Consider the following 17,221-nt stretch of genomic DNA (forward strand, 5'->3'; position numbering starts at 1 on the left):
CGAAGTCCGGCAATCATCAACCGCCGGTGATGTCGTTCACCGCGTCGCCAATGGCCCCCGAAATCGTGTCGTCCAGGTTCAGTTCCCGGACCGCCACCACGATCAGCGCGATCACGACGACCAGGCCGGCGTACTCCACCACGCTCGCGCCCTCGTCGGCTCGCTGCTGCATGCGCGTCACGACCGTGTTCCGCCAGTTGTTGATCGCGAGCCGGGTCTTCGTGGCGGTCTTGAGCGTGATGTTCTTCGGCATGGGGGACCCCTCCGGGTTCGGCCGGCCGACAGTCGGCCGTCGTGTGCGCCTCTTCGTCTGCGGTGCCGCTTTCGACATGAGGAACATACGCCGGAACAGAGGGAACGTCAGAGGGTCCGTGGGCCCAAATCTGGGCCCAAAGCCGGGTCCGGGTCCGGGTCGGTGCTGTCGTCGTCCGTTCAGCCATGGCTCGTCGTCCCCCTCGCCGACCCCAGCCACAGCGCGATCGCTTCGCTCCTGCTCGCGCTGTGAAGTTTCGCGAAGATGCGGTTGATGTGGTTCTTGACGGTCTTCTCGCTGATGAAGCAGGTGGCGGCGATCTGCTGGTTGCTCATCCCCGACGCGATCAGGTCCATGACCTCCACCTCCCTCGAACTCAGCCCGAAACCGGGCCTGTTGCCGGACTTCTGTGCCTGCTGAGGCCGCTGCCGGTCCGTCATTGGATACTGTGCCACGAACGGTTGCACCTGCGAAGGGCTTTCTCCGGGTCGCTCCGAATCCGAGACATCTGGCTCCCCCTTGGCCTCGTACGAAGCGTGTGCAGTCGCATCGCGGGTCGCGGCGTGGCCAGGAATCCGGCCCGCGCCCGTGTACGGCGTGCCCGTGGCGTACGCCGTGCCGATGCCTTCGGGGAGCCCTCCCGCACCGGCCGGTGGAATGCCGCACCCGGCCCGCATGTGGGCCAGCAGAGCGTCCTGGGCCGAGGCCGTGAAGTGGGCGCGGCCCTCCTTGATGTCGCGTACGGCGCCCACCAGCTGTTCCGCGGTGAACTCGCCGTGCACCAGGTAGCCGCCCGCGCCCAGCCGCAATGCCTCGCGCACGATCTCGCTCTCGCGGCTGTACGTCAGCATCATCACCGGCGCCAGCTGGACCAGGTACGGCAACGCGGAGATGCCGTCGACGCCCGGCATCCGGACGTCCAGCAGCACCACGTCCGGCCGGTGGTGCCGGACTGCCGTCAGGGCCTGGCGGCCGTCGGCCGCCTCCGCGACGACCTCGATGTCGTCGCGGCCACCGAGCAGGACGGCGAGACCGGCCCGTACGACCGGATTGTCGTCGGCGACGACGACGCGCAGGAGGGACGACGGGCCGAAGGGGTCGGGGGGAGGGGTGGAGGGAGGGGCGGGGGCGGGGAATGCCGCTGCCGGCCGCGGAACGCGGACCCGGGCGGGGGTGTGTTCCGAGCGGGGTTCCCCCGTGTGCGAGGACGTGTGCTGGGACACGTGCGACGGCGACGACGCGGGCCGGCGGGGCCCGGAGCCGTACGAGCTTTCGTCCGGCATGGTGCGGCCTCCTCTCGGGAGAGCGGTTCGGGTGGGTTCAGGTGAAGGCGGGGGTCACGTGGGGGCGGGGGTCACGTGGGGGCGGGGTGGGCCGGTCTCGGTGGCGGCGGGGTGGCCGGGACGCCTCCGGAGGCGAGCGATCCGGCCGGCAGTTCCAGGCGTACTTCGGTGCCTCCCGCGCTGCGGCCCCGCCCGATGCAGATACGAGCGCCGATGCCGGCCGCCCGCTCGACCATCCCCACCAGGCCGAAGTGGCCGGCCTTGCGGAGGTCGTCGAGGCTGATGCCCGCGGGCAGGCCCGGGCCGTCGTCCAGCACGCTGACGCGCAGCGCACCGCCGACGAGGCCGAACTCCACCGTGACCCGGGTCGCGTGGGCGTGGCGGTGGCTGTTCTCCATGGCTTCCGCGGCGATCGTCAGGAGGTGACGTGCGACCGTGTGCGGAACGGTCACGGCCGGCGCGGGTACGCCGCCCACCGGGCGGAACGCCGTCTCGGTGCGCGTACGGTGTCCGAAGTCGGCCAGGCGCGCGGCGAGTTCGTCGGCGATCACCACTCCCCCGGTGTCGTAGTCCGCCTGCCTGCGCAGGTCGGAGAGGATCTCGCGGGATTCCGCCGCCGCCCGCCGCGCCGCACGCGCGACCATGCCCGCCTGGTGTTTCACGGTCAGCGGGTCCATGCGGTCGGCGGACCGCTCCAGCCCCTCCGCCGCCAGGGCGACGCCGTGCAGGGTCTTGGCGACCGAGTCGTGCATCTCCCGGGCCAGACGCGCGCGCTCGCCCTCCACCGCGTCCGTGACCGCGAGCCGGGCATTGGCCTCGGACAGGGCCTGGGTGGCTGCCCCGAAGCGGAACATCAAGTTGCGCAACGTCACGCCGATGATTCCGGCCGCCACACAGAAACCGCTGATCAGGAGCGTGCTGGCCGGGCTCGCCATCCGCTGGGCCCAGGCCGTGTAGGCCGCCGCCAGCAGGAGGATCTGGATGGCGGTGAAGATCCCCGCGCCCCTCCACCCGTACAGCAGGCCGGCGAGGAGCGGCGTACACACGGTGGCGTAGCCGAGGGCCGAGTCGGGTGAGGCCGTCAGCAGCAGGACGGATCCGAAGACCAGGTCCACGCCCATCAGCGTGCGGTACTTGATGAGGAGGGGGCCGATCACCTCCCAGTCGCGGAGCACCGCGTACGAGCCGACGAAGCTGAAGACCACGGCTCCCCCGACCAGCCAGCCGCCGAACTGCCCGCCCGCCCTGGCCAGCGCGAAGGGCGCGCCGAGCGCGATCATGGCGAGGCGGAAGCCGAAGACCTGGCGGCACAGCGCCTGGAGGGCGTTGATCTGGATCGGAATGCTCGGTGCGGGTACGTCGTCGGCGAGGGCGGACGCGACCGGCACGTCGAACGGCACGTCGAACGGGGCCGTCGCGCCGCCCTCGACCGTCCCGCCTCTGCCCCTGCTTCCGCTTCCGTTTCCGGCTCCGGCTCCGTTTCCGTTTCCGGCTCCGCCTCTGCGCCGGATCGTGTGGAGTGCCATGGCCCGTCAGCCGCCGAAGACCGAGCCGAAGTCGGTCTCCGACCCCAGGAACATGTTGGTCACGATGAGGAGCAGCGTGGCCGGGACCATGAAGGCGAGCGTGACGACCGTCGTCTTGGGGATCGCCTTCGCGGCACGGCGCCGGGAGTTCTGGGCATCGGTGCGCCGCATGTCGTTGGCGATCTGGATCAGGGTGTCGGCGATCGGCGCGCCGAGCTCCTCGCCCTGCTGGAGCGCCGTCACGAACTGGGAGACCTGCTCGGACTCGTTGCGTCTGCGCAGTTCGTCGAAGGCCTGGCGCCGGCTCACGCCCATGTCCATCTGGCGCAGGGTGATGCGGAGTTCGTCGGCCCACGGGCCTTCGTACTTCTCCGCGACGCGGTCGAGCGCCTGCCGGAAGCCGAGGCCCGCGCTGACGACGACGGCGAGGACGTCGAGGAAGTCGGGCAGGGTCCGCTCGATGACGTCCTTGCGTTCCCTGATGGCCTGCCAGATGGTGACGTCCGCGGCGAACCAGCCGTACGCGACGCAGAACACACTGAACAGCGGCAGGTCCTGCAGCAGGAGGACGAGGGCGGAGAAGCCGCCGAACAGGCCGTACACGGCGCGGCGCGCGGCGTACCGGTCGACAGTGAGGCCGCCGGGGTTGCCCGCCGTGTCGATCTTGCGGCGCTTCCTGTCGACCGCCTTCGGCCCCATGAGGCGGAGCACGCCCGGGGTGAACCGCATGCCGAGGCGGTCGACGGCCGATTCGGTCCCGGAGACGCGCGAGGCGCCGATCTCCAGGGCGACGGCCAGGTCCCCCGGGATCTTGGCTTCGGCGCGGTACATCCTGACGCCCTGGAAGACGCCGGCGACGCTCAGCCCGACCAGCAGCGCGAGTCCCAGTCCCACCATGCCGGACACCTCCTGTTTCAGCTCGTACGGGCGATTCGGTCGCCAGGGGTTCAGACGTCGACCTTGCCCAGGCGGCGCATCACGATGAAGCCGAGGGCGTAGAGGCCGATGGCCACGATCACGATGATCTGGCCGATCGGGTTGCTGGTCATCCGGGCCATGGAGCCCGGGGTGACGGAGTTGAGCATGATCATCGCGCCGAGGCCGAGCAGCGGGATCGTGTACGCCGTGGCGTTGACCTCGGCCAGCATCGTGCGGACCTCGCGTCGCGTCTCCTTGCGTTCCTCCAGCGTCTCGGTGAGGTTGCGGAGCGATCCGACGACCGTGCCGCCGGCCCGGTTGGAGAGGACCAGGGTCGTGACCAGGACGACGAGCTCACGCGACGGCAGGCGTTCGGCCAGTTCGCCCAGGGCGTCGTCGATGGACCGGCCGACCGCCAGCTGGTTCGCCACGCCCGCCAGTTCCTCGCCCGCCGGTGCCTCCAGCTCCTCGGCCGCCATGCTCAGCGCGGTACGGAGGGCGAGTCCCGCGGCCGTCGCGTTGGCCAGGATGCGGGACAGGTCGGGGAGCTGGTTGATGAAGGCCTCGATCCGCTTCTGCCGCTGCCAGCTGAGGAAGGCACTGCCTCCCCAGACGGCGGCGAGCCCGGCGACGGGGCCGAAGAAGGGGGCCAGTACCGAGGAGGCGATCAGCCAGAGGGCGGCCACGCCGACCACCACGTAGACGAAGAACTCCCCCGCCGTCAGGTCGAGTCCGGTGGCCGAGAGACGCAGGTGGATCCTCTTGCCGAGGGCGGTCCTGCGGAGCCGTCGGTCGACCCCCGCGAACCGCCGCTGCCGGCGCGTGCCGTGGCGGCCGTCCGTGAGGGCCAGGCGGTCGACGAGGGCGGCGCGCTGGGCCTTGCCCGAGACGTAGGTGTGGAGCCCGGCGATGCCCAGGACGCCGCAGAGCAGCGTGCCGCCGATCGCCAGCATTGCGGAATTGTTCATGCGTACCTACTGGGCCTCTCGGACGTGGAGCGGGCTGAGCGGGTCGTCGAGTTCCGCCACGCCGAACGCGGGCGGAACCGGCTCGTTCGCGAGGTGGAGCCGTTCGGCGACACGGCGGGGCAGGCCGAGGTGTTCGAACCGCCCGTGGACGATGCGGTCCGCGCTCATCGGCTGGGCGACGAAGCGCGAGACGGTGGCGATCTGGAAGCGTTCGCGGCCGTGGGACACGAGGATCGCGATCTCGCTGATCCTGCGGGAGCCGTCGGCCATGCGCGCCAGCTGCACGATGACGTCGACGGCGCTGTTGATCTGGTCCCTGAGCGCCTCGAACGGGATCTCGACCTCCGACATCGAGCCGAGCGTCTGGAGGCGCATCAGCGCGTCCTCGGCGCTGTTGGCGTGGACGGTGGCGAGCGAGCCGTCGTGGCCGGTCGACATCGCCTGGAGCATGTCGAGGGTCTCGCCGCCGCGCACCTCACCGACGATGATGCGGTCGGGGCGCATGCGCAGGGAGTTGCGCACGAGGTCGCGGATGGTGATCTGGCCCTTGCCCTCGACGTTGGGCGGGCGGGTCTCCAGGCGGATGACGTGCGCCTGCTGGAGCTGGAGCTCCGCCGCGTCCTCCACGGTGATGATGCGCTCGTGGTCGGGGATGAGACCCGACAGCGCGTTGAGGAGCGTGGTCTTGCCGGAGCCCGTGCCGCCGGACACGATGACGTTGAAGCGGGCCCGCACGAGGGCCGACAGCAGCATCAGCATCTGCTCGTCGAGCGTGCCGAGGCCGATCAGTTCCTGGAGCCGGTACGCGCGCGGGAAGCGGCGGATCGTGAGCGTCGGGCCGGTGAGGGACAGCGGCGGGATGATGACGTTGACGCGCTCGCCGGACGGCAGGCGGGCGTCGACCATCGGATTGGACTCGTCCACGCGGCGGTTGACGGTCGAGACGATGCGCTCGATGGTCTGCATCAGCTGCTCGCTGGACGCGAAGCGCATGGGGAGCTGCTCGACGCGGCCGGCCCGCTCGACGAAGATCGAGTCGGGGCCGTTGACCATGATCTCGGTGATGGACGCGTCTTCGAGGAGCGGTTCGAGTACGCCGAGCCCGAGCGCCTCGTCGACGACGCGGCGGATGAGCTGGGAGCGTTCGGCCGTCGAGAGCACCGGGCCCTCGCGGCTGATGATGTGGGCGAGTACGCGCTCCAGCCGGGCCCGCCGCTCGCCGGCCGCGAGCGAGGACATCTCCGCGAGGTCGATCTCCTCCAGCAGCTTGGTGCGGTAGGTGGCGACCAGGTGGCCGTCCTCCCTGCCGCCCGCGTGCTCGTCGGGGGCGGTGATGCGTGCCCGCAGGCTCATGTGCGTGACTCCTCGCCGGTGCGGATCGCTCGTGCGGATCTTTCGTACGGGGTGGGGCGGTTACGGCTCTTCCTCGTCGGCGGGCATCGTCACCGAACGCTCGACCTCGCCGAAGTCGTCCATGCCGGGGACGACCGAAGGGATGGACACCACGGCCGTCGCGGTGACGTTGCCGCCGAATCCGATGGTTGTGCGCTCGGCCATCCAGTCGCTCATCGCCGCCTTTCCCGTGGCCTCACCCTGTCCCCGGTACTCCTCCTGCGCCTCCGTACGGGCCGCCGCCCGTGCCGCGGTGCCCGCCTGGGAGGCGGCGTAACCGACGATGCCGAGCTGGATTCCGGCCATGGCGACGATCAGCAGGATGGGCAGGAAGCCGGCGAACTCCAGGATGGCTGCGCCCCGGTCGCGGTCGTGGCCGTGGCCGTTGATGCGGCGGCGTAAGAACCTCATGGCCCGTCTCCCTCCAGGGCGGCGCCCGCGTCGCCGTCCACTTTCCACGGGAAGTTGCCGGCCCCGGGGAAGAGGACCGGGGTGGTGAGCCCGACGCGTGCCTTCCACAGGTTGCCTTCCGGGATGCAGGAGATCTCGGCGTCGCCCTGCCACGAGGACGGCAGGTGCTCCTTGGCCGCGGCCTCGCACGCCGCGGCGGTCCCGCCGCCGCTCGTCGCCGCCGCCGTGGCCGCCCGCGCCCCCTCGTCCGCCGCGTTGCCCGCCAGCGAGAACGTGTAGCCGAAGAGGACCGCCTGCCACATCGCGACCATCACGAAGATGATCAGAGGGGCCATTCCGGCCAGCTCGACCGTGACGGCACCGCGGTCCCTGTCCTTGCCCCGTCCCCGGAGCCCGATCGCCCCCCGGTCGCTCCGCAGCAGCCTTCCGGCGCCCTTGGGGCCCGCGCCCGCCGCCGGTTTCACCAGCCCCAGCTCGCCCGCCAGCGCCCACAGTGCCTGCTTGACCGTGCTGCGGCTGTCCAGGTCCTGCATGCGGCCCGCGTCCGTGGCCGCCTGGAGTTCCTTGAAGTTGGCGGGGATCGCGGCGCGGGCGACCTTCGTGCCCGTGATCCGCTCGACCAGCGGCGGCTGGATTTCCGTGTTGCGGTTGTGGCGGTTGACGACGGTGTCCGTCTCCTCCGCCTTGCGGATCTGGAGGCGGTCCCACATCCGCACCATGCGCTTGGCCGCCCGGACCGCCACCACGTCCGGGGTGACGACGAGCAGCGCCCGGTCGGCCATCTCGACGGCTGCCGCGTTGGCGCTGTTCATCTGCGTACCGCAGTCGACGACCACGACCTCGTAGCGGTTGCGGAGCGCGCTCACCACCTGGCGCGCCACCCGGTCGGTGACCTCCTCGCCCCGCTCGCCCTCGGCCGGCGCGAGCAGCAGGCTGATGCCCGTGGGGTGGGAGAAGACCGCGTCCTGGAGGACGCGCGGCGAGATGTCGGCGATGCCCGCCAGGTCGACGATCGACCGCCGGAACTGCACGTCGAGGTACGACGCCACGTCCCCCGACTGGAGGTCCAGGTCGACCAGGGCGACCGTACGCCCCGACGCCTTCGCCGCGAGTGCCAGCTGTACGGCGACGACCGTGGCCCCGGTGCCGCCTTTCGCGCCCGTCACCGTCACCACCGTGCCGCCGGGGCCCGTGAAGACGTCCGGCCCCGTGCCCAGGTGGCGGCGTACGCCCGTGGACCAGGAGGCGGCGCCCTGCACCCGGGCCGCCAGCTCCTCGTAACCGAGCGGCAGTCCGACCAGCCCGCGCGCGCCGGAGTCCATGGCGGCCGTGAAGAGCGCGGGGCTGGTGTCGGCGGTGACGAGGACGACGCCGACCGCCGGGAAGCGCAGGGCGACCTCCCGGATCAGCTCCAGCGCGGGCACCGGGCCGATGCGCTCGTGGACGAGGACCACCTCGGGCAGCTCGTCGAGCGATTCGCCCGCGAGCCGCGCGAGGGTGTCGAGGAGGGAGGTGGAGTCGGCGACGGGCGGGGCCGGTTCCGCGTCGGGGAGCTGGCTGAGGAGGGTGGTGATGGCGCGGGCGGCATCGGGGTCGCCGACCGCCGGGAGGATACGAGTCGTCATACGCCGGTCCTCACTTGTCCCCGTCGAGGGTGTACTCACGGTCGCGCGGCGAAATCGTGGTGTCGCTGCCGTCCGCCACCAGCGCCAGCCGCACGTGCTCGGCGAACGACTCCGCGTACGCCACGCGCTGGGCGTCGAGCGTGTTGAGCGCGAAAGTGATCGGTACCGCGTCGGTGGCCCTGCGGTTGCGGTCGCTGCGGTCCGGCTCCAGCGCCGTGATCTTGCCGACGTCGAGCACGCGGGCGCCGGAGACGATGACCTGGGACTTGTCCGGCTGCCCCTCTTCCTCGCCCTCGAAGGTCGCGTAGATGTTCACGCGCGCACCGGGGTTGATCTTGCCCGCCACCCCCGTCGCCGCGTCGATCATGATCGCGATCTCCTGCTCCCCCGAAGCCAGTTCGGGTTTCTTGACGATCATGTCGCTCTGGAGCAGCGAGCCCTTCTGGAGCTGGGTCACCGCGATCTTTCCGCGCACCTCGGATATGTCGGTCACGGCATTGGCGGAAAGCCACCGCTCGGGCATCGAGATCTTCTCGAACTGGCCGGCTTCCAGCTGCTTGTAGGGCGCCACGTCGTTCTTGAGCCGGTACGCCGACACTTCCGGCCCCACCTTGGAGTTCACATCCCTGATCACCGAGAGCACGCCGGCGAACGCCCCGAAGGCGCAGAGAACCGAGAGGAGCAGCAGAATGACGCCGCGGCGCTGACGTGAGTTCATGGAGAAGGGCTACCTCGATCAGGAACGTCGGTTCAACGGACAGTGAGCGGGGTGGTGCGCGCGCACGAAACGGTGGAACAGCTGTGCTGCCCGAGGGACATCGTGCCCGCACGGCGCTAGGGCGACCCCTGGTTCAGGACACCGACCGCGCGGGACCGGTTCTCGGGCGGGGTGACGGGGGCCGAACAGAACCCGCAGCGGTCACCGATGAGTTCGATCCCGCACCAGTGGCAGCGCTCGCGCCGTACGGACGCCACCAGTTGGTAGAGGACCGAGATGTCCGGCAGGAAAGCGGCGAACTCGATCATCTTCGCCGTGCCCCACCAGCGCGGGGAGTCGGCGGGCAGCGCGGTCTCCTGGACACCCTGGACCTGCCAGGCGGGGGCGAGTGTCCCGGTGACCCAGTCGGAGACCAGGTTCCCCTTTCCGACGAGCAGCTGGGTGGAGAACTCCGGTCCGGTCAGGCCCGCCCCGGCCCCCGCCCCCGCGCCGGTGCCCCCGCTCCCGATCCTGATCAGCTCGGGGTTCGGATTGGTCAGTACGCCGAACTGCGTGCCCGGCATCCACGACTTCGCGTGCGACTTGAGGCTGACCGGCACCCGGTCGAGTTTCGTGACCGAGTTGAGCAGCGCGCCCGCGTAGATGTAGTGCGACAGCAGCCGGGCCGCCGACGCGACGACGCCCGCGCTGAAGTCGCAGATCGACAACTGCCGCAGCTGGCGCACGAGCACGCCGATCGCCAGGGGCGGCAGATCGAGCTTCAGCAGGGCCAGCCGGTCGGTCTCCAGCATCGACCGGACGGTGTGCAGACGGTGTTCGTGGGCGGCGGGGAGGGATGCGGGGTAGACGGCGACGACGTAACCGTGCCGCTCCAGCATGACGCTCATGTCGACGAGCGCGGCTTCGAGCGGCTGCGCGTCCGGGGCCTGGAGCAGGGCGGCCGTCGGGGTCTGCTGGTCGGCGGGCGGCAGCACCAGGTCGGCGCTGGTGACTGCGATCGCGGTCGGCACGTTGGTTTCCCCGTCCACTCCGTACGCCGAGGTCCGGTGTACGCAGATCGATACTGCTCCGTCGTGCTGCACCAGCACTTTATCCACGGCTTACCGGGTGAAAAACGCTTTTCGTTTTTCTTGTACGGGGCCGTCGACGGGGCGAGGGCGGGGAACCACTGGTGGCTCCGGGGGTTTCCGGCCGTCCCAGGCGCTTCAGGGCCGGTTCCCTGTTCTCGGCGTTCTCGGCGTTCTCGGCGTTCTCGGCGGGCGGGATGACCGAAACCAACGCAAGGCAGGTTCAACCGCCCCCGCATGTCCGACGTGGACCTCTTGTGACGGCATGAGAGCGCGTCATGTTCCGGGCGCGGGACGGTGTCGCCGGGGGACCGGTCCTGCCGACCACTCGGCCTCCGCGGGCCGGAGGACCTGGCCCTAGCGTTCACTTCCTCTCCATTGCAACGAGCAGAGCGGTTGTCGTTGCTTTACCTTCAAGGTGGTTGCAACAGTTTCCCTACGCTTACCTGAGAAGATGCGGATTCCGCGCAACGGATTCATTGTCGAAATCAGGAAAGCAACGTAGCTTTTCGGGTGTCGGAAACAACGAGCCAGCACGGGAGAGCATGATGCAGAAGTTCGACACCCCCGCCCCGGTCTCCGCCGTCCTGGACACCCCCGCCGGACGCGTCCAGTTCATCGCCGCGGACCGCGCCGACACCCTCGTCGAGGTCCTGCCCGCCGACCCCTCCAAGAGCCGCGACACCGAGACCGCCGAGCAGACCACCGTCGCCTGCGCCGACGGCGTCCTGCGGATCCACACCCCCGAGCCCGACAGCGGGCTCCTCGGCTCCTCCGGATCCCTGGAAGTCACCGTCCAGCTGCCCGCCGGTTCCCGCATCGAGGCCAAGGCCGCCGGCGCCGAGCACCGCGGCGTCGGACGCCTCGGCGACATCACCTTCGAAGGCGCGTACCGCCACATCAGGATCGACGAGGCCGCGAGCGTCCGCCTCACCGCGATCGACGGCGACATCGAGGTCGGCCGGCTGGGCGGCCCCGCGGAGATCAGCACCGCAAGGGGCGACATCCGGATCAACGAGGCCGTGCGCGGCGCGGTCGTGCTCCGCACCCGGTCCGGCGACATCTCGGTCACCGCCGCCGCCGGTGTCTCGGCGACCCTGGACGCCGGCACCGACTACGGCCGCGTCAGCAACGCCCTCAGGAACGACGGCACCGCCGGACTCGACATCCGCGCCACCACCTCCCACGGCGACATCACCGCCCGCAGCCTCTAGAAGCGCGGAACCGGAACGGACTCGGCCACACCTCACACGAACAGGTGGAACACATGACGGAGAACAGCACTTCCCCGGCCGGCTCGAAGTGGACCGGCATGGTGCCGGTCGACGACACGGCCCTGGCCGTCACCGACACCGGCGGCCCCGGCATCCCCGTGGTCTACCTCAACGGCCAGTTCGCCACCCAGGGGTACTGGCGGCGGGTCGTCGCCGAACTGGGGACGGGGTGGCGGCACATCACCTACGACGAGCGGGCCCGCGGCAAGTCGAAGCGTTCGGCGGACTACTCCTTCGAGGCCGCCGTCCGGGACGTCGACGCCGTCCTCGCGGCCAGGGGGGTGGACCGGGCGCTGGTGGTGGGCTGGTCCTACGGGGCGTTCGTCGGGGCGCACTGGGCCAGCCGGAATCCGGAGCGCGCCCTGGGCGCGGTCCTGGTCGACGGCGCGTTCCCGTACGACTGGCTCGACGAGGCCATGGAGCAGCGGATCCGCAAGCTGTTCCGGCGGTTGGGCTGGGTCCTGCCGCTGCTGCGCCCGACGGGCCTGACCCCGCGGATGACCGCCGGACAGCAGGCGGACAGCAACATCGAGATCGGCGTGATCTCCCGCGAGCGCGAGCTGGGCCCCGTGCTGGACGGCATCACCGTCCCGGTGCGGTACGTGGTCGCCTCGGGGACGTCCTTCGGAAGCCGCGGTGACGAGCAGGAACGGATACGCGCCGGCCTCGACGCGGTGACCGCCCGCAACGCGAACATCCGGATCGGCGCGAAGGTCGCCAGCAACCACGGCACGATCCTGAAGAAGGAGTTCCCGGCCATCGCCGAGGCCGTACGCACGGTCGCCGCCCTCGGCCGCGGGGAGCACTGAGGCCACGGCCGGCGCACCGACGGCAACCGCACGTCGACCGCACGTCCTCGCCACCGTCGCGTACAGCCGCCGCCCGGCGAAGCCCCGGCCCGCCGTGCCGGACGGCAAGATCGTTCCTTGACGCCAACGGCCGTTCCACCGCGCTGCGGGCCGCAACCCCTTTCTCCGCCAGAGGTATTGACAACTCAATTGGTCTGAACCATTTTAGCGACCAACAACAAACGGTGGCCACCGTCCCAGTGACTCCTCCCCACACTCCCCCACCGGAGGCAGCAAGTGGACCGCCCAGCACTCCCCCGACTCACCCTCACCGCCGCCCTCACCGCGGCCACCGTCGCCCTCGCCGGTCTGGCCGCTCCCGTCGCGCAGGCCGCCGATCTGAACGTCGCCAAGAACGCCGGCTTCGAGTCCGGGCTCAGCAACTGGGCCTGTTCCGCGGGCAGCGGCGCCACCGTCTCCTCCCCCGTGCACGGTGGCGCCGCCGCCCTCAAGGCCACCCCCGGCGGGCAGGACAACGCCCGCTGTTCGCAGAGCGTCGCCGTGAAGCCCGGGGCGACGTACACGCTCAGCGCCTGGGTGCAGGGCGGGTACGCCTACCTCGGCGCGAGCGGCACCGGTACGACCGACGTCTCCACCTGGACGCCCGGCTCGTCCGGCTGGAAGCAGCTCACCACCAGCTTCAAGGCGGGCCCGTCCACGACCTCCGTGACGGTCTACACGCACGGCTGGTACGGGCAGAGCGCCTACTACGTCGACGACGTGTCCGTCTTCGGGCCCGACGGCGGCGGTGGCACCGACCCCGAGCCGGGCATACCGGCCGCCCCCGCCGGGCTCACGGTCGGCGCCACGACACCGTCGTCCGTCGCCCTCTCCTGGTCCGGCGTCAGCGGCGCCACCGGCTACAACGTCTACCGCGGTGGTACGAAGGTGCAGTCCGTGAGCGGGACCTCCGCGACCGTCTCGGGGCTGGCCGCGGACACCGCGTACGACTTCCAGGTCACCGCCACCAACTCCGCCGGCGAGTCCGCCAAGTCCGCGTCCGTCAGGGGCCGGACCGCCCTCGGCGGCGGCGACCCCGGGCCCGGCCCGGCGGTGCCCAGGCACGCGCTGACCGGCTACTGGCAGAACTTCGACAACGGCGCGACCGTGCAGAAGCTGCGCGACGTGCAGGCGCAGTACGACATCATCGCCGTGTCGTTCGCCGACTCGACCGCGACACCCGGCCAGATCGTCTTCAACCTCGACCCGGCCGTCGGATACGCGAGCGTCGCCGACTTCAAGGCCGACATCGCCGCCAAGAAGGCCGCCGGGAAGTCCGTGATCATCTCGGTGGGCGGCGAGAAGGGAAACGTCACCATCAACAGTGACGCCTCCGCGACCGCCTTCGCCGACAGCGCCTACGCGCTCATGCGGGAGTACGGCTTCAACGGCGTCGACATCGACCTCGAACACGGCATCAACTCGACGTACCTGACGAAGGCGCTGCGCCAGCTGTCCGCCAAGGCGGGCTCCGGGCTCGTCCTGACGATGGCGCCGCAGACCATCGACATGCAGTCCACCGGTACCGAGTACTTCAAGACGGCGCTCGCGGTGAAGGACATCCTGACCGTCGTCAACATGCAGTACTACAACAGCGGCTCCATGCTGGGCTGCGACGGCAAGGTCTACTCGCAGGGGTCCGTCGACTTCCTCACCGCGCTCGCCTGCATCCAGCTGGAGGGCGGCCTCGACCCGAGCCAGGTGGGCCTCGGCGTACCGGCGTCCACGCGGGGCGCGGGCAGCGGGTACGTCTCCCCGTCCGTCGTGAACGCCGCCCTGGACTGCCTGACGCGCGGGACGAACTGCGGCTCCTTCAAGCCCGCCAAGACCTATCCCGGGCTGCGCGGCGCCATGACCTGGTCCACGAACTGGGACGCGACGGCCAGCAACGCCTGGTCGAACGCGGTGGGACCGCACGTCCACAACCTGCCGTAACCGGCGGGAAAGTCCCGGCAGCGCCGCCGCTCCCCCGGCGGCGCTGCCGCGTCCGTCACTCGAAGAGTTCGCGCAGCTGCTGCACGCACAGCACGACGAACAGCAGGCCCGCCGCCACCAGCATCACGTTGCTGAGCATGCCGTTGCGCCATTCGGCGGGCGTACGCGAGGAGTTGAGCAGCCACACCAGCGTGAGCGCCAGGAACGGCATGAAGAACGCGCCGAGCACGCCGTACACCACGACCAGGCCGAACGGCTGGTCCAGCCAGAGCAGCGCCATCGGCGGGAACGTCAGCCACAGCAGGTACGCCCGGAAGGGCAGCGAGCGCTCCTTCACCCCGGCCGCCACCTCCTCCACCGTGCCCTCGTCGGCCGGCGCGCCCTCGCGGTCGCGCCGGAGGCGCTCGACGAAGTCGGCGAACATCAGGCTCACGCCGTGCCAGACGCCGATGAGGGAGGAGAAGGACGTGGCGAAGAAGCCGACGAGGAAGAGCTTGGCGGTGACCGTGCCGTACCGGTCCTCCAGGATCGCGCCGAGGTCGATCAGGCCGCGGTCGCCCTTGGTGAGGGCGAGCTGGGAGGAGTGCAGCAGCTCCGCGCCGACGATCAGCATCGCGACGACGAAGATGCCGGTGGTGATGTACGCGACGCGGTTGTCGAGGCGCATCACCTTCATCCAGCCGGTGTTGGTCCAGCCCTTGGCGTTCACCCAGTAGCCGTACGCCGCCATGGTGATCGTGCCGCCGACGCCGCCGATCAGACCGAGGGTGTAGAGGAGCGAGCCGTCCGGGAGCACGGGGAGCAGGCCGGCGAAGGACGCGCCGACGTCGGGGCCGACGCGGAGCGCGACGTACACGACGACCACGAACATCACGCCGATCAGGACCGTCATGACCTTCTCGAAGACGGCGTACTGGTTGAACCAGACGAAGACCAGGCCGATCAGGCCCATGATGATCGCCCATGTCTTGAGGCCCGGACCGTCGGGGAAGAGCGCGACGACGGGGAGGGCGGAGGACGACATGGCGGTCGCGCCGTAGACGAAGCCCCAGACCACGACGTAGATCGCGAAGTAGACGGTGGTCCACTGCCCGAGACTGCGCCAGCCCTCGAAGAGGGTGCGGCCGGTGGCGAGGTGCCAGCGGCCGGCGGCTTCGGCGAGGGAGATCTTGACGACGCAGCCGATGACGGCGGCCCACATCAGGGTGTAGCCGAACTTGCTGCCCGCGATCAGCGTGGCGACGAGGTCGCCGGCTCCGACACCGGTCGCGGCGACGACGATGCCGGGGCCGATGTACTTCCAACTGGACTTGCGCGGCCGGGACACGGCCTCTGCCGCGCCGCTCTCTGTCGTGCCTGTCATCTCCTGCGTCCTCCTGCTTGTCCCCGAGGGTGATCCAAGTCACCAAAGCGGGGCCGGGGTGTTCGCGCAAGGGGTAGGGCGGGGCCGTGCGTCCGGCGCGTCCTCCCGGCGGTCGAACGGTCGGTCGAACCGCATGGCCGGTCCTCGCCCTTGACCCGTCCATGTCACGCAGTCACCATGTGGCCAGCACCCCGCACGACATGCGTCGCACACCCCCACACTCCCCACCCAGGAGACAGCATGCGACTTCGCATACGCGGAAGAGGGTCCGCCAAGTCCGCCACCCTCGCGGGCCTCGCGGCCCTCGTGGCACTCGCCGTGGCGGCGCCACTCACCGCGAGCGCGACCACGGCCGGGGCACGCCCCTCGCCGGCCGCCGCCACAACGGAAGAAGTGATCAGGCAGTACGAGATCCACGGCCCGGCCACCGCCGCCGCCCGTACCGCCGTCGCGGCCACCGGAGTCTCGGTGGACGAGGCCGACGGCCACTCGGTCGTCGTCAGCGCCAACGCCGCGCAACTGGGGCGGCTCAAGGCGCTCGGATACTCGCCGAAGGCGCTGCCCGGACCGCCCGCGCGCACCGCGGGACAGGCCGTCGAGCCGTTCGACTTCCCGTCCGCCGACTCGCGCTATCACAACTACGCGGAGATGAACGCGGAGATCAACCAGCGGCTCCAGCAGTACCCGAACCTCATGAGCAAGCGCGTCATCGGCAAGTCGTACCAGGGCCGCGATCTCATCGCCATCAAGATCAGCGACAACGTGGCGGCCGACGAGAACGAGCCCGAGGTCCTCTTCACCCACCACCAGCACGCCCGTGAGCACCTGACCGTCGAGATGGCGCTCTACCTGCTGCGCGAGCTGGGCGCGGGCTACGGCTCGGACTCCCGGATCACCAACGTCGTCAACAACCGCGAGATCTGGATCGTGCCGGACCTCAACCCGGACGGCGGCGAGTACGACATCGCCTCCGGCGCGTACCGCAGCTGGCGCAAGAACCGGCAGCCCAACACCGGTTCTTCGTACGTCGGTACCGACATGAACCGGAACTGGAACTACAAGTGGGGCTGCTGCGGCGGCTCCTCGGGCTCGGCCAGTTCCGACACCTACCGGGGCCGGGCCGCCGAGTCCGCGCCCGAGGTGAAGGTCGTCGCCGACTTCGTCCGTTCACGGGTCGTCGGCGGCAAGCAGCAGATCAAGGCCGGCATCGACTTCCACACGTACAGCGAACTGGTGCTCTGGCCGTTCGGCTACACGAACGCGGACACGGCGCCCGGCATGACCCAGGACGACCGCAACGCCTTCGCCGCCGTCGGGCAGAAGATGGCCGCGAGCAACGGCTACACCCCGGAGCAGTCGAGCGACCTCTACATCACGGACGGGTCGATCGACGACTGGCTGTGGGGCGACCAGAAGATCTTCGGGTACACCTTCGAGATGTACCCGGGCTCCTCGGGCGGCGGCGGCTTCTACCCGCCCGACGAGGTGATCGAGCGCGAGACGAGCCGCAACCGCGACGCGGTGCTGCAACTGCTGGAGAACGCCGACTGCATGTACCGGTCGATCGGCAAGGAACAGCAGTACTGCGGCTGAGCGGCAGCGGCCGAGCCTTTGGCAGGTGCGGCCGGAGGGCGCCCGTC

15 protein-coding genes are annotated in these 17,221 nt (G+C 70.4%); 4 read left to right on the forward strand and 11 right to left on the reverse strand.

What is annotated here, in order from left to right; all coding sequences use genetic code 11:
• Nucleotides 1-16: 16 nt before the first annotated feature.
• From ACWD0Y_RS14410 to ACWD0Y_RS14455, 10 genes are all read right to left on the reverse strand, one after another.
• On the reverse strand, nt 17-253 hold the full coding sequence (locus ACWD0Y_RS14410; RefSeq protein WP_450260658.1) for a hypothetical protein: 237 nt from the start codon (nt 251-253) through the stop codon (nt 17-19).
• 179 nt (nt 254-432) lie between these two features.
• Nucleotides 433-1,536, reverse strand: a complete 1,104-nt coding sequence (locus ACWD0Y_RS14415; RefSeq protein ID WP_450260659.1) for a response regulator — start codon at nt 1,534-1,536, stop codon at nt 433-435.
• Between the two features lie 71 nt (nt 1,537-1,607).
• Nucleotides 1,608-2,936 (reverse strand): sensor histidine kinase, encoded by a 1,329-nt coding sequence (locus ACWD0Y_RS14420; protein WP_450260660.1) that lies wholly within the window; start codon nt 2,934-2,936, stop codon nt 1,608-1,610.
• Nucleotides 2,937-3,068: 132 nt separating this feature from the next.
• Nucleotides 3,069-3,959 carry a DUF5936 domain-containing protein gene (locus ACWD0Y_RS14425; RefSeq protein ID WP_450260661.1) on the reverse strand — a complete coding sequence of 297 codons (891 nt, stop codon included), beginning with the start codon at nt 3,957-3,959 and terminating at the stop codon, nt 3,069-3,071.
• A gap of 50 nt (nt 3,960-4,009) precedes the next feature.
• On the reverse strand, nt 4,010-4,948 hold the full coding sequence (locus ACWD0Y_RS14430) for a type II secretion system F family protein (RefSeq protein ID WP_450260662.1): 939 nt from the start codon (nt 4,946-4,948) through the stop codon (nt 4,010-4,012).
• A 6-nt stretch (nt 4,949-4,954) separates the two neighbouring features.
• Nucleotides 4,955-6,301 (reverse strand): CpaF family protein, encoded by a 1,347-nt coding sequence (locus ACWD0Y_RS14435; RefSeq protein WP_450260663.1) that lies wholly within the window; start codon nt 6,299-6,301, stop codon nt 4,955-4,957.
• 60 nt (nt 6,302-6,361) lie between these two features.
• The gene (locus ACWD0Y_RS14440) at nt 6,362-6,751 is read right to left on the reverse strand and encodes a TadE family protein (RefSeq protein ID WP_450260664.1); all 390 of its coding nucleotides are present in this window, start codon (nt 6,749-6,751) and stop codon (nt 6,362-6,364) included.
• Complete coding sequence (locus tag ACWD0Y_RS14445; RefSeq protein ID WP_450260665.1) at nt 6,748-8,376, reverse strand: AAA family ATPase; 1,629 nt, start codon at nt 8,374-8,376, stop codon at nt 6,748-6,750. The genes ACWD0Y_RS14440 and ACWD0Y_RS14445 overlap by 4 nt, the downstream gene beginning before the upstream one ends.
• Before the next feature lie 10 nt (nt 8,377-8,386).
• Complete coding sequence (gene cpaB / locus ACWD0Y_RS14450; RefSeq protein ID WP_450260666.1) at nt 8,387-9,094, reverse strand: Flp pilus assembly protein CpaB; 708 nt, start codon at nt 9,092-9,094, stop codon at nt 8,387-8,389.
• A 116-nt stretch (nt 9,095-9,210) separates the two neighbouring features.
• Complete coding sequence (locus ACWD0Y_RS14455; RefSeq protein ID WP_450260667.1) at nt 9,211-10,104, reverse strand: hypothetical protein; 894 nt, start codon at nt 10,102-10,104, stop codon at nt 9,211-9,213.
• Nucleotides 10,105-10,709: 605 nt separating this feature from the next.
• Here ACWD0Y_RS14455 and ACWD0Y_RS14460 point away from each other — a divergent pair.
• The 3 genes from ACWD0Y_RS14460 (at nt 10,710) to ACWD0Y_RS14470 (ending at nt 14,218) form a co-directional block, all read left to right on the forward strand.
• Nucleotides 10,710-11,375 (forward strand): DUF4097 family beta strand repeat-containing protein, encoded by a 666-nt coding sequence (locus ACWD0Y_RS14460; protein WP_450260686.1) that lies wholly within the window; start codon nt 10,710-10,712, stop codon nt 11,373-11,375.
• Nucleotides 11,376-11,428: 53 nt separating this feature from the next.
• Complete coding sequence (locus ACWD0Y_RS14465; protein WP_450260668.1) at nt 11,429-12,244, forward strand: alpha/beta fold hydrolase; 816 nt, start codon at nt 11,429-11,431, stop codon at nt 12,242-12,244.
• Between the two features lie 276 nt (nt 12,245-12,520).
• The gene (locus ACWD0Y_RS14470; RefSeq protein WP_450260669.1) at nt 12,521-14,218 is read left to right on the forward strand and encodes a chitinase; all 1,698 of its coding nucleotides are present in this window, start codon (nt 12,521-12,523) and stop codon (nt 14,216-14,218) included.
• A 55-nt stretch (nt 14,219-14,273) separates the two neighbouring features.
• Here ACWD0Y_RS14470 and ACWD0Y_RS14475 read toward each other — a convergent pair whose 3' ends face one another.
• Nucleotides 14,274-15,581, reverse strand: a complete 1,308-nt coding sequence (locus tag ACWD0Y_RS14475) for an Nramp family divalent metal transporter (protein ID WP_450260670.1) — start codon at nt 15,579-15,581, stop codon at nt 14,274-14,276.
• Between the two features lie 240 nt (nt 15,582-15,821).
• Here ACWD0Y_RS14475 and ACWD0Y_RS14480 point away from each other — a divergent pair, with 240 nt between their 5' ends.
• On the forward strand, nt 15,822-17,174 hold the full coding sequence (locus ACWD0Y_RS14480) for a M14 family metallopeptidase (protein ID WP_450260671.1): 1,353 nt from the start codon (nt 15,822-15,824) through the stop codon (nt 17,172-17,174).
• Nucleotides 17,175-17,221: the final 47 nt, after the last annotated feature.

Source organism: Streptomyces altiplanensis, from assembly GCF_053591575.1.